Annotated in this window: 9 protein-coding genes; 5 read left to right on the plus strand and 4 right to left on the minus strand. The window is 44.4% G+C overall.

Going from position 1 to position 13,259, the window contains the following annotated elements; genetic code table 11:
• Positions 1-91 precede the first annotated feature (91 nt).
• The 5 genes from JO154_RS15675 to JO154_RS15695 all read left to right on the plus strand — a co-directional run bounded on the left by JO154_RS15675 (position 92) and on the right by JO154_RS15695 (position 7,514).
• Positions 92-1,750, plus strand: a complete 1,659-nt coding sequence (locus JO154_RS15675; protein ID WP_291947167.1) for a hypothetical protein — start codon at positions 92-94, stop codon at positions 1,748-1,750.
• A gap of 30 nt (positions 1,751-1,780) precedes the next feature.
• A complete protein-coding gene (locus tag JO154_RS15680) occupies positions 1,781-2,413 on the plus strand; it encodes a hypothetical protein (RefSeq protein ID WP_291947169.1) in 633 nt (210 codons plus the stop codon).
• Between the two features lie 46 nt (positions 2,414-2,459).
• Entirely contained in the window at positions 2,460-4,064 is a 1,605-nt protein-coding gene (locus JO154_RS15685) for a T9SS type A sorting domain-containing protein (RefSeq protein ID WP_291947172.1), read from the plus strand.
• A 135-nt stretch (positions 4,065-4,199) separates the two neighbouring features.
• Positions 4,200-6,752 carry a phosphatidylglycerol lysyltransferase domain-containing protein gene (locus JO154_RS15690; protein ID WP_291947174.1) on the plus strand — a complete coding sequence of 851 codons (2,553 nt, stop codon included), beginning with the start codon at positions 4,200-4,202 and terminating at the stop codon, positions 6,750-6,752.
• A gap of 54 nt (positions 6,753-6,806) precedes the next feature.
• On the plus strand, positions 6,807-7,514 hold the full coding sequence (locus JO154_RS15695; RefSeq protein WP_291947176.1) for an AcvB/VirJ family lysyl-phosphatidylglycerol hydrolase: 708 nt from the start codon (positions 6,807-6,809) through the stop codon (positions 7,512-7,514).
• A gap of 66 nt (positions 7,515-7,580) precedes the next feature.
• On the opposite strand, the gene JO154_RS15700 is transcribed toward JO154_RS15695, so the two are convergent.
• The 4 genes from JO154_RS15700 to JO154_RS15715 all read right to left on the minus strand — a co-directional run bounded on the left by JO154_RS15700 (position 7,581) and on the right by JO154_RS15715 (position 13,102).
• A complete protein-coding gene (locus JO154_RS15700; RefSeq protein WP_291947178.1) occupies positions 7,581-8,276 on the minus strand; it encodes a LytTR family DNA-binding domain-containing protein in 696 nt (231 codons plus the stop codon).
• Between the two features lie 455 nt (positions 8,277-8,731).
• Positions 8,732-9,010: an HTH domain-containing protein gene (locus tag JO154_RS15705; RefSeq protein ID WP_291947180.1), complete on the minus strand. Its 279-nt coding sequence runs from the start codon at positions 9,008-9,010 to the stop codon at positions 8,732-8,734.
• A 238-nt stretch (positions 9,011-9,248) separates the two neighbouring features.
• The gene (locus JO154_RS15710) at positions 9,249-10,550 is read right to left on the minus strand and encodes a peroxiredoxin (protein ID WP_291947182.1); all 1,302 of its coding nucleotides are present in this window, start codon (positions 10,548-10,550) and stop codon (positions 9,249-9,251) included.
• 374 nt (positions 10,551-10,924) lie between these two features.
• Positions 10,925-13,102, minus strand: coding sequence for a DUF5916 domain-containing protein (locus JO154_RS15715; protein WP_291947184.1), 2,178 nt, complete (start codon positions 13,100-13,102; stop codon positions 10,925-10,927).
• Positions 13,103-13,259 lie beyond the last annotated feature (157 nt).

Below are 13,259 nucleotides of genomic sequence, written 5' to 3' on the forward strand. Positions count from 1 at the left end.
AATATCTCCCATAGGGCATTCCCCCCATCCGCACCCAGTCAACCAAAAACTGGATCTAATTTCTTTTGCTCACCCCTAATCGCGCATGTGTATGAGAAAACACTACCACTATCTACTGTTATTATTGGCTTTCATCGCATTGTCTCCCACAGCGATCGCACAGTTGAAAGTTGGCAACAATCCATCTACCATTAACAAGGCCTCTGTGCTGGAACTGGAGAGCCTCCGTCAAGGTCTGCTCCTGCCCCGCATTGTGGATACCACCCTGGCCCCACTGAGCACCGCCCCAGATGGTATGATTATCTATTATGTAGGTAATAAAAGTTTGCTCGTAAGAAGAAACGGCTACTGGTCTCGCCTAGCCGACAGTCTTTCCGTCAACGTCACAAACTGGAACTTGAACGGAAACGCTGGTACCAATCCTACCAGCAATTACATCGGAACCTCCGACGGACAAGGGCTGTCTATCCGTACCAATGCTACAGAAGCCATTCACGTGAATACGGATCAAACCATTCAACTGAAAAGTGTACCCGCGAATACCTCGCTGATTAGTATCCTGGTGATCGATCCTACTACGGGCGCTATCAGCCAGCGTAACCTCTCCAGCGCTGCATTTACGAATGCGATACATAGTATCAACGGACTTACAAATTTAGGCGTCACTATCAAAGCGGATACCGCGAATTCGGCCTATGGAATTACGGCCAATGCAACTGATAGCTCGGTGACCATGAATGTGCCGATTGTAAATGGGACCACACTAAAAACAGGTCTGCTCACGTATGCTGACTGGGCTTCCTTCAGCGCCAAACAACAGGCCATCACCGTCGGAGCACTGCTCTCCAGTTCCACTCCAAACGGCATTACCCTCACTAATGGCGTATTGCAATTAGGACCAGCAGATGCTACCAATCCGGGAGTTGTTACAACTACCACGCAAGCCTTCAAAGGACCCAAAACCTTCAATGATAGCCTTTCTGCAGCCTCCGGATTACATGTAACGGGTGGTACCACTATCACGAACGGATTAAACGTTACCGGTGGAGGCGCTAATATCACCGGCAATGTGGTACTAGCCACTGCTCCCAATAATGTGAGTACTGCTACTTCGTATGTGCTTTTCCGTAATCCCACAACCGGTGCAGTAGAAAAAAGACTAGTGGACTCCTCAGCATTTTCTATTGATATCAGAACTATCAATGGACAGTCAGGACCTGCTATTTCGTTAGCTACGGGCACTGCAGGCACCGATGTGAATATTGACAGTACCACTACTACCAACAAGATTGTGTTCAATGTTCCCGATGCTTCGCTCACAGCGCGTGGCGTGGTAAATATTGCAGCACAAAGCTTTGCAGGCAATAAAACATTCCGTGATTCCATACAGATAGGAAAAGCCGCCAATATAGGAAGTAGTGCAGACGCCAATTCCACCTTACAGGTAAGTGGTTCTCTTTCGCTAAATATTACCACTCAGACTTCCAATTATACATTGACCGGCACCGATAATACCGTGCTGGTAAATACTACCAGTAGTGCTTTGACCGTTACCTTGCCCGCGCCTACCAATATGGTTGGGAGAGTATATACTATCAAAAAAATTGGTACAGGAGGGATTGATAACAGTCTCACGATCTCCCCTACCAGCGGAACTATCGACGGAGCAAGCACCTATGTTATCTACAACGATTACAGCTATGTCACAGTAACGACCGATGGTACCAACTGGTATGTAATACGCAAATAACAGCACACGATTTCACTTAAATGAATGCTTATGCAACAAAACCTAAGGGTGATGTGGCTTTCCGTGGTATTACTATTGTTGTGTCATGTTACTCATGCTCAGCAATTACGATTAGGCGACCTTGGTACCACTGCCACTAATAAGTCTGCTGTGCTGGAATTGAGCTCTACTAATCAGGGCCTGTTGCTTACACGTGTTACTCAAACCTCCATGACAGCAGCTCCGCTAAGTTCGGCACCAGCAGGAATGATTGTTTTCAGCACAACAGATAGCAGTTTATATGTGCGCGTAGGCACTACCTGGCAAAAGATCACAGCACCGAATTCCGCTCAAGCTTATTATTCAGTTGCCGGAGCAGGCACCAATACGCCGCTGACCAGTCCATTAAAAATCATTGTCGATTCCATACCGAACATCAGTACCGGATTACCGTCCGTAACATTACCTACAGGTTTTTTTACCAAAATCGTCAATATCCAGGCAACTGGCGTAGGAGGAACAAATAATTCGAATTCACCTCTAGTGACAGTGTCATCTTTTAGTTTGACTAAGATACAATTCACAGTAACAGTCGGAAATTCCGCACTGGTGGCCCTACTGAGTGGTATGGTCATGGACACTGACGTAACACATAAAGTTTATTTTACGATAACGGGATATTAAAACAACAGTTATCCATATACGAAAAACGATATTAACTCTCTTTCTGTTGTACTGCACCTTGATATTGCAGGCACAATCAGGCGCCTGGCTGCATCCAGGTGGGAATATGGCTGTATATAGCGGCGATACGGTCGCTATTTTCGGAGATATGACACATGAAGGAAGCATCTTATCCACTCCAAATTCTGTTGTAAACTTTTACGGACTTCGATGGAGAAATAATCCCGGGGCCTCCATCCTGGATGAAAGCAACGATGGTTTAAGCGGCACTGGCGGCTGGTTTCAGTTTATCCAACCAGGAAAATTAAATCCAGCCGTAGTGTATCAGTTTGTGAGCGGAGGGTATAGTGTCTCCCAAAATTCCGGTACGATATTTCCTAATCTTCGACTGATCAATTCACCCGGATTGATATTAGAAGACCTAAACGATCTGAAAATCAGCCATGTGCTTGATTTACGGCGGGGTTCCATTTTTCTGAATGGATGGAACTTAGTGGTAGGTCATCATACGTCAGGGGATATACGTAATTATTCCGATAGTAACTTCATTGTTACTGGTGGCAAATTTGGGAGCGGATTCCTCTATAGATCCAATATTTCCCCAAATGATGGCGCAGTGATATTCCCAATTGGTACGAAGCCCGCAACGTATACACCGGCTGCGGTCAGCGTTAGTGGAAACAACAGCACCGTTCGTGCAGCCGTTAGCGATAGTGTGCTGTCCGGATTGACGCAAGGACAAAATCTCTTCCTGACTACGGTGAATAAAACATGGCAGATAGATCCACTAACGCCCAATACCAACGCCAATATCACCCTTGTACATTTATTGTCGGATGAAGGACCGGATTATGAAGCGAATCGGGGCAGCAGCTATGTGTCCTGGTTTAATGGCGCCAATTGGGATACGGCCCGCAGTCAGTCGGTCCCCTCGTCTCCCAATATCTATACCACGGGCTCTCCTAATCCGTCGGCAGCCTTTAATAGCAGAGGGTTCCAACTGCTGAACGGCAACTCCTTCTTTACAAGTATGGTAGCGGAAATTAGTAACAGTCCACGTAAGACCACGCTGGAATTCTTTGATGCATTTAGGGATGCGACCAATGCAGATTCTATCATTTTACGCTGGGCCACCTCGCGGGAATACTTCCTGAAAGGATTTAGCATAGAAAGGAAAAAGGTGGATGCACCTAACTTTGATTCTATCGGATTCGTGAAAACCAAGAGTCCTAACGGAATCAGTTATGTACCTGTTGGTTACCAAAGCAGCGATATACAAGACTCCTCATTAACACTGCTTTACAGGCTGAAAGTTATCATGACAGATGGAAGTTTCTTCTATAGTCCGATCAGATTAGTACCTGGAAAATATGTAAATGGAGAAATCTATGTCTTTCCAAATCCTGTCAAAACGGGCACCATACTGCATATTTTCTATGGTGCACCATTGAATATCAAAGCGATGTCTCTCGTAGATGTTCCTGGTCGTCGGGTAGGCTATGCCACATTCCCGCAGCCAACGATTAACAGGAATTATTATGAATTTACCATCCCAACAAATCTCAGCGCAGGAACTTACTTCTTACAGTTCATCATTGATGACAACAAAATAATTCATACCGAAAAAGTAATCATTATCAACAGATTATAAGACATTAAAATATAATTAAAGTCGAGCTCAGGCGGCCATTTCAACCCAACAAAGGCTAACTTTGTAAGTTAAATCTATAAGACTGAAGCGTTATCGATTATGTCCAGGGGAAGCAACTTTTTTTCTTTAGCATTTTTGCGAAAATTACACTGGAAGGAACTATTAGCTGTGCTGTTCATCCTTCTTGCCATTTATTTTTTCCGTTCCCAACGTCACGAATTAAAAGCCCTGATACCCGCCATAGAACAGGCCGACAGGATTTGGGTAGTGATTGGCGTGGCTATAACGGCAGCGTATATACTCTTACAAGCAGGCATGTACGTATATAGTTTCCGTTCTGTGGGAGCGAAATTGAATCTTTATTTAAGTACAGAACTTTTTCTGAAAAGAAATTTACTTTCTGTATTCCTTCCTGCCGGAGGAATCAGTTCCCTGGCCTATTTGCCACAGAGTTTACGTCGCGAACAACATCTTCATAAACAACAAATTCATCAGGCATCAGGTATTTATGGATTTGTAGGTATCCTATCCGTATTCCTAGTGGGCATACCCGTGGTGTTGTATGCTATGCTACATGCTGGCTCTATGCGCGATGCAGCATGGGGACTCGTTACCATCTGTCTCCTACTGGGAGCAGTAGTGGGCGTAGTCAGATCCATGCAGCAAAAAGGAGTATTATACCGTTTCTTATTGAAATATTTCCCAGGGGCTGCAGAGCAGGTAGACACGATCTTCACGTTCCATCTGTCTGTTCCCGCATTCATGAAAACGGTGTTAGCATCTGTGTTTATCGAAGTGGCGGGAGTAGCTCATTTGTATATCAGTATGCTGGCTGTAGGCGCGCATCCATCACTGGAAGCGGCTTGTGTGGGATACATTGTGGCAACGATCTTCCTGATCATTTCCCCATTCCTGCGTGGTCTTGGCGCCATTGAACTGTCACTGACATATCTGCTTTCCGGGTATGGCTTCACCTCCCTGCAAGCATTGGAAATTACTTTATTATTCCGCTTGTTCGAATTCTGGTTACCATTGATGGCCGGCATGATCGCCTTTGCATTAAAAGGTAAAGAACTGGTATTACGTTTATTACCACCCATTCTCATCTTCCTGCTGGGAATGGTAAATATATTTTCCGTACTGACGCCACCATTAGCTTCCCGTATGCATTTACTGCGTGCATTGATACCTGGTACTTCCATCCATGCCTCCAACCTATTGGTGGTTTTCCTGGGATTGATATTGCTGGTAACAGCCACCTTCCTTTTCCGTGGATTGCGCAGTGCTTGGATTGTAGCCCTCTCCGTTTCGCTGTTGTCTGTTATTGGACATATCAGTAAAGCGCTGGATTACGAAGAAGCGTCTCTGGCGTTATTAACGAGTGTAATTCTGCTGATCACGGCAAAACAATATCGTGTAAAAAGCAATCCACAACTGGTGAATATTGGCGTGGTCACGGCCATCGCTACCTTTATGGTAGTACTGATATTCGGTAGTGTCGGATTCTATTTCTTGAATGTCCGCCACTTTGGTATTGATTTCACCTTACAGCAATCCCTGCGTCATGCCTTTCATGGCTTCATGCTGCTAGACGACGATGGACTGGTACCCATCACCAAATTCGGACGGGAATTCATGTCCGCCATCAGGGTATTGGGCGTCAGTGCTTGGGCTTTCCTATTTTATACCATCATCCGACCTTATCTGCACGTAGCCAAGCATAGTAATACCGCACTGGAAAAAGCAAGGTTCTATTTGAGTCAATACGGCAGCTCTCCGATGGATTATTTCAAAGTAGGTAGCGATAAACTGCTATTTGTTTCAGAAGAATATGAAGGGTTTGTTGCTTACAGGGTAGCGAGCAGTTTTGCGATTGTATTGGAAGAACCGGTTTGTAGTGAAGACGACAAACTCGCGATACTGGAAGAGTTCGAGCAACAATGCCGTAAAATGGGTCTGCGACCGGCATTTTACCGAGTGGATGAAGAAAGTACCTACTACTTCAACATACTGAAAAAGAAACGAATGTTGATAGGCCAGGAAGCGCTTATGGACATTCGCAACTTCACCCTCAGTGGTAAGGATAAGAAATCGCTCCGTAATGGTCTGAACAGTCTTGCCAACAAAGGTTATATCACGGAGATGCATGTGGCGCCACAAACGGATGCGCGACTAGCGGAATTAAAATCCGTGAGCGACGAGTGGCTGAAACAATATGAAGTAAAGGAGATGACATTCTCCCAAGGCTTATTTGATGAGGATGCCATTCGCCATCAGGATGTAATTACAGTGTCCAATGCTGAAGGCGAGATTGTAGCATTTTTGAATATCATTCCGGACTATACCCCTGGAGAATGTACTTACGATTTGATTCGTAAACGTTCAGATGCGCCAGGCGGTGTGATGGATGCTTTGATTATCGCACTGATTCAGGATGCACAGGCTAAAGGGCTGGAGTTCCTGAACTTGGGCATGGTACCGATGTCTGGTATCAGTCAGCCGGAAAATGCAGCCGAGCAGATGGTGAAATATGCATATGAAAAGTTAAGATTATTCCGTCATTACCAGGGTCTCAGAGAGTTCAAGGACAAGTATGCCACCGAGTGGACCAATAAATACCTGGTATATGAACATGATTTTGATTTGTTACAATTGCCGGTGGCCCTCAGTAAGGTAATGCAGCCATAATAGTTACGAACAATACGGAACGGATTTTGTTTTTTTGTGGAAGGGATTTAAGCTATGATAACAGGAAACAGACGAATAATTCTACTGATTTTAACCATTGCGGCATTGCTGCTGCTTCATACGGGAATACAGGCACAAAACGCACCAGGGAATCTACCCGTGCAGGCGAAATCTGCAGATATCAACAGTAACCAGCCATTGATCTTTTACATTACTGGAGATGGTGGCATGAAGAAATTCTCCGTCAACGTAATTGAGGAATTCCATAAAAAGAGTTATCCGGTAGTGGCACTGAATGCGTTGAAGTATTTCTGGAACAAGAAAACACCTGCACAAGCTGGGATTGACGTAGCCAATCTGATAAAGTTTTACCAGTCGCAGTGGAATAACCATCACGGTATTATTCTCATAGGATATTCGTTAGGGGCAGACGTGATGCCCTTTATCTATACTCATTTACCCGGGGATTTGGAAAATGCGGTGCAGCAGGTAATTTTATTATCTCCCTCTAGGTTTACGGATCTGGAAGTACATTTATCAGATATGCTAGGAAAGAGCAATAACAAGGGTTTGAGTGTGCCAGCGGAGATCAATAAAATTAGTAAACCTGTATTATTGGTGTTTGGATCTGAGGAGAAAGACTTCAACTTAATGGAGTTAACTATTCACAATTACAAGCGGTTGTTATTACCGGGAGGGCATACTTACGATGAGGATGCCGGTGGTGTAGCAGCCCGACTGATGGCCATGTTTGCACAATAAATATACTTAAGGATGAAATGCAGGAGCAGTGCGGTTGCACTGCTCTTTTTTTGTGCTGGAAGATTTTCACCAACGTTTCTTATATCTTCTTTCCAGTTCCTGGCTAACATTCTTGGCCAGTGGAATCCTGGCAGTGCCAATATAGACATGATCTTTTTCGATATGGTCTATATGGCGGAATCCCACTACATACCATCTATGCACGTGCATAAATGCGTTAATGGGCAACTGGGCCATGATCCAGTCTAGTTTCTCCGTGGTAGCAATCTGGTTATCTTTTGTATGGAGCAGAATATGGTTATCCATTACTTCCAGATAGCGGAGATCTTCATATACTATTTTTTCATAGCGATTATCACAGCGGAGCATAAAGTGGTCGGCTGTTCTAGGGGGAATAGTTTCATGTCCTTCCATGTCGATGAGGTTGTAAAGTCTGTGTACGGTGTTATAAAAAGCTTCGTAGGTAAAGTCAGGGAACAGTATCTCTTCATGGCAAACATGGAATGGGTAAGGATTCTCATCGGGATATGAGATAACGAGGATTTTTAAATCGTGTTGATCTTCGTGGTTGGGCGTGAAGGGGTTTGCTGGTGGATTTCCTGCGAACAGGAGGTGTATAGCTTCTGTTTCCAGCAGTGGTAGTGCTTCATTGAAGGTCTGGCAATGTTCTGCCAGGAAGGTGAAGGAAGTATCATTGATATACTTTTCGAGGTTTTGAAAGCCATTTGGTATTTCCCCGAGAATTAGACAATTTAACATCATACTATTTGATGTATTATTTGTTTTGAATTACGTGGCACATGCTGTAAGCGTTGCCTGGGTTTAGTTTAAAAAAATGGCAGGTGACTGGATAGAAACCTGCGTAGTTTCAAAAATCTAATCTAAACCGCGTTATGAAAAAAATATCTTATATGGTTGCCTATGCTGGCTGATAATGATTTGTTGTTACTGTTCTGGCACATCATTCGTTTTTTTCCATGATAAAGGTCGAGGTAAAAAATGGGGCAAATGTATATTGGATGTTAACAGAATAAGAAAAACAAAAGATTAGGCAGACAGAGACACAAGGGTATCCCTGTCCACCTAATAAGATGGATTTAGCAAAAGATTCTGTGGAAGCCGGCTAAGGGCCTGGCAGGCAATAGAATCTAAACACCGTGTAGTACGGTGCAGGTACGATGGCATCACCCGGAAGTGAGTGAAGCGTCAGGTCATGATTACCAGGCAGCGAAAAGGATCATTAGAAAGACTGTACTCGCGGTGACCAGGTTCTTGGTGAACCGGATATTGAATCCACCTTTTTCCGAGTAATAGTAACTTTCTTTGTACCGGTCGTACTCAATGGGAGCTCCTAACTCCTTCATCATTTTGAGGAATTCATACAGAGTTCTCTCTGAAATACGGAGCCGCTTGGCTAACTGAGCGGGCTTACCGGTACCTTTGATCCTAATCAAGTAATCAATGGTCTGTAAACGGTCAAAATAACGCTTTGGCATGTGGCATAGAGGGGCTTAACGATGAGTATAATAATTAATTTACGGATTTGTACTGATTAAACCAAGGCTGTATCATATATATTTAAATATAAATATTAGTAACTTGATTTAATTGAAGTTCTGATAATCCATGCTGCGTATAAATAGCGCTTATGCGCTACAGTCGCGTCCTTTCGGTTATCTGAGTCCGCTAATATAACGCAGCTAACTGCAATATATTGGCAGGAATCCACATTTTTTATTGTTGTAGTGCTTCATATATTACATTCGTCAGTTCGGTGCCCTGATCATTGGATGGATTAGGCGGCTTTACCGCAAAAACACGACCATTGCGGGCGATCACTATCAGCGTAGGACAAGCGGAAACATTATAAGCCCGTTGAATGGCAGGTAATTGATTACCAGGATATAATTGAATACCATTTTCATGGATAGGCAATGGGGTCATGCCAATATGCAGAAATACTACGTCTTTTTTATCAAAGCATTTACTGATCTCATTTAACGTAGTTACCAGGTTATCATCATCTGCACAGAAGTGCAGTAATACTACCTTTCCGGCAAACTGGCTTAGTGAAATCATATTGCCTTTATGATCCGGCAGACTGAAACCCGGCGCTGGCAAGCCTCTTCGAATGCCTCTTCTCATTTTGCTGAAAGGAATTGCTACGGCTTCTTTACAACTTTCTGAACGTACCATCTTCAGATAATCTTCTGCACATTGTTCCAGTTCTTCCTGTTGGCCGCCAGTGGCAAATGCTAGCAACAGTTGATGGGCCAGTAACTTCTCCTGTAACACGCCACTGTAGTGGTTTTTAATCCATTCATATACTGCTCCGTGTGTGCATTGCCGATGCATCGCCCTATGATAATCCAATTGGGCCTTATCTAAAAGATAATCTAGAAAATGCCCGGATAAAGCACTTGTTTCATCCAATGGCAACTGCGGTAAGGCCGGGCCTATATGCCGATTGTAAATACTTTCTTGTACGTCCGGTTCTTGTTCCCAATATGCGCCAATCATTCGCGATCCTATCATCCCCAGCAAATCTGCTCGTAGCACGGAGTACAATTGACCCGGCATACTGTCTTTATAAGATTGTAGTACCTGATCCACCGCTTGTATGGCCTTCCGATCATACTCCAACTGATCTGCTACGCGCATATCTTGCCGTCCTTTTCCGGCTATGCGCCCGAGGTATAAAGCCCTATTGGCCGCGGATCCGCGGCCGGCAAAGTAAATCGTGTCTCCCGTAAAATCCAGATGAATATGATCTCCTCTACTGATGATCCCATAAAATCCTCCCCCTGCATCCACATAAAAAAACAGTGGATCTCCTGTCCATGGAGGTAATGAAAAATAAAAGGAATCCTTTGCTAAAACAGCGTCCATCGTTATTCCAGGAGATATGCCTGGTTGTACCCAGTAGGTAAGTGATACATGTTGACCTGTTTTTCCACCGGCTACTTTCCCGGTTATAGTGGCAGATTGCCCACGAACACAAGTAGTGATTAACAAACCTGCTATGATCCATAGCATGAAACGGGACCACAGGCTTCGAATAGGATATAATTGCTGCATCACTGCAATGATAAGCGCATTAGTTCCCAGCGCTTGTTATGCATTTGTTAAGCAATGGTTAATCTGTATATACATACAAAATCCCCATGGTAGACACCACAGGGGGCTTGTATTCACAACGATAGTAAATGAAAACTTTACGTAGCCCAATGCTTGTAGTAATGCAGTGGAGAAAATTAACCGCGTATTGTATTGCAATAATAAATGGATCATGCGGTCAGAATGTTTATTACTTGTTAACGCCCGCGAGATTAACAAAAAATATCTTAGTCAGCACAACTAACCAACAGTCACCAAATCAGCCACAGTAGCAACTTACAACCAACATAAAATTAAATATTAAACCAATATACAAGTTTCAACACCAATGCACGATTACGGACATACATCGGTTCCGGTAAATAATTATCTGTGTATACGATGAATAAATCAGATGCAGGGCGGTATCGCCATTGTAGCCTGGTATTCAGGTTGATGTTCTTTTGCTGTTCATTGTACTGCATAAACCCTGTGAAAAACAGTGTATTCGTCATCGTGATATCTAGCCTAGGCCCTACCAACCAAAAAGATTGATTCCCCCAGGGTTGCGTCAGCGCTATATTATTATAATTAGCACTCAACGCAATACTTACATAAGGCTGAAACCTGTACCCCAACTCGGAATTGAGCATCAATCGGCGCCCACCGGCGTAATAGCCGCCGTACCGGGCGGAAAAGGCATAGGTAAACAACTGCTGAGGCTGTGACACATAGTCCGCCCCTACTGTATTCCAGCTATTAGTACTACCAGCAGGCAAACTATCTTTCCCCGTATTAGTTGGGTCAAAACCCTGCAGTAAACGGATATACGTATTAGATGCCCAGATATTCAACGTATTGCGTTTACGGAATACAATCCCATAGTTTAACATCGTTTCATTGTCGGTGCGATTGAAATGCTCATCCATGAACATAGTCCCTGTCAACTGCGGCCCATGGCTCAAGACCATTCCCGATACCGGGAAGAAAAGACGAGTAATCTGCGGGGCTACCTTTATATAGCCTTGGCGGGGCACGTATCCTACTTCGGCGTTGAAGTTATGCCCCACGTATTCGTGCTGCCAACTGACATTCCAGACCTTACTGGTATATTGCAGATTAGCGGCATGCGCAAAATCGCTGCCCTCTCGGCCAGGACTATACGATTTCAACAACATCGCTTTACCTGTCCAGAAATTATTACGAGAAGCCAGGTTATATTCAAATCCCATATTCCGGTTATAGCGGGTATAGAGTGGTTTCTGCGCTTCCTCTTCCGGGTGATAATTCAGCGATTCTTTGTTGATAAATATAAACCCAACATTAGACCTTGAAAACACTCTCCGCTGCAATGCAGCCACGGTATAGTTCTGCGAAGGCAGTCCTATTTCCTCCTTGGCAGCGGTTTGCATGTTCATCAATCCTAATCGCCAGTTTCGATTGAGTTTTCCACTCAGCCTGGCCCCGAACTGTATAGGCACGCCCAAGCCTATTCTCCTGGAGAAAAACGGTCGGATGGTACTATATCCGAAATTGGAGAACTGGTCCCCATTTTCCAGGAAAAACTGCCTTTTTTCAGGAAAAAATAACTCAAAGCGATCGAGGTTAGTCACCTGTTTATCCACATCCACTTGCGAAAAATCAGGATTGACGGTGAGATCCAGGTTAAGAGAACTGGTAATCCCAATCTTGGCGTCCAGCCCTGCATCCCGACGCCAGGCCGTCTTTCCTTGACTCACATAATCTTTCGATAAACCTCCCAATACATAAGGTATGATGGAAATATTCGGTCCCGCAGCCGGCGGAATGGTGTCCCATTGCAGCGTGCCCGTATATGCCAGCGAAGCAGTTGGAAACTGTCGAGGAACAGGCGCCCAGGCCGATTTCTCCGTTGTTTTCAGGTCATTCCTGCTGAAGTTGATCCCCCATTGCATAATGCCTTTTTTATAACGGATACTCTTAAACGGAATCGCCGCCTCAAACACCCATTTATCCGGGTAATTCTTCACAGCAGATACCCATTTATTATCCCAACTTAGGTCTACTTTACCGCCTTCATACATCAGTCCGTCCCACTGCGCGCCTGCGGCATTGGCCCCAAAAGTGAAACCATTCGTCTGATCATCGAAGGGGTCCATGAAGAAGATGAAGTTATCATTCTTCAGAAAAGAAAAATCCCTGCGCAGCGATTCCACCATATAAGGCCCGCCGCCACTAGTATAGTTTTCCACCAGGATGTATAAACGTTGCTGATCATAGAGCATGCGTACATCCGTGCGAAGTTTGGCAGCACTGGTATCCATTGGCAGCACCATCCTGAAATTAGTGGCCACAGCGGCGTGTTTCCAGGCTTCCTCATCCATGATACCATCAATTTTAATCGGGGATACTGCCCTGGTGATGGATAGTTTCCAGGCTTCGTTTTTCTTTTGTCCATAGAGGAGCGGCGCCCAAAGCAGGCTTAAGCAGAGTAAACGTGGAATGCGTAACACAGTAAATTGGGTTAGGTCTGATTACAAAATACAAAAGATATTATGCTGGTCATAGTAGAAAAAAAATTGGTTGACGTCTGCGACGTCAACCAATTTTTTTTTATTTTTTTCGTCGCCCTGCCCTGCGGGCAGGGCGACAGTCTAGAAAAATTTACCC

It is taken from the genome of Chitinophaga sp., from assembly GCF_019236475.1.
Taxonomy (GTDB): Bacteria; Bacteroidota; Bacteroidia; order Chitinophagales; family Chitinophagaceae; genus Chitinophaga.

Excerpts from the sequence above, each read along its gene's own strand:
- JO154_RS15675 (WP_291947167.1), top strand. The coding sequence starts at position 92 with ATGAGAAAACACTACCACTATCTACTGTTATTATTGGCTTTCATCGCA.
- JO154_RS15680 (WP_291947169.1), top strand. The coding sequence starts at position 1,781 with ATGCAACAAAACCTAAGGGTGATGTGGCTTTCCGTGGTATTACTATTG.
- JO154_RS15695 (WP_291947176.1), top strand. The coding sequence starts at position 6,807 with ATGATAACAGGAAACAGACGAATAATTCTACTGATTTTAACCATTGCG.
- JO154_RS15700 (WP_291947178.1), bottom strand. The coding sequence starts at position 8,276 with ATGATGTTAAATTGTCTAATTCTCGGGGAAATACCAAATGGCTTTCAA.
- JO154_RS15705 (WP_291947180.1), bottom strand. The coding sequence starts at position 9,010 with ATGCCAAAGCGTTATTTTGACCGTTTACAGACCATTGATTACTTGATT.
- JO154_RS15710 (WP_291947182.1), bottom strand. The coding sequence starts at position 10,550 with ATGCTATGGATCATAGCAGGTTTGTTAATCACTACTTGTGTTCGTGGG.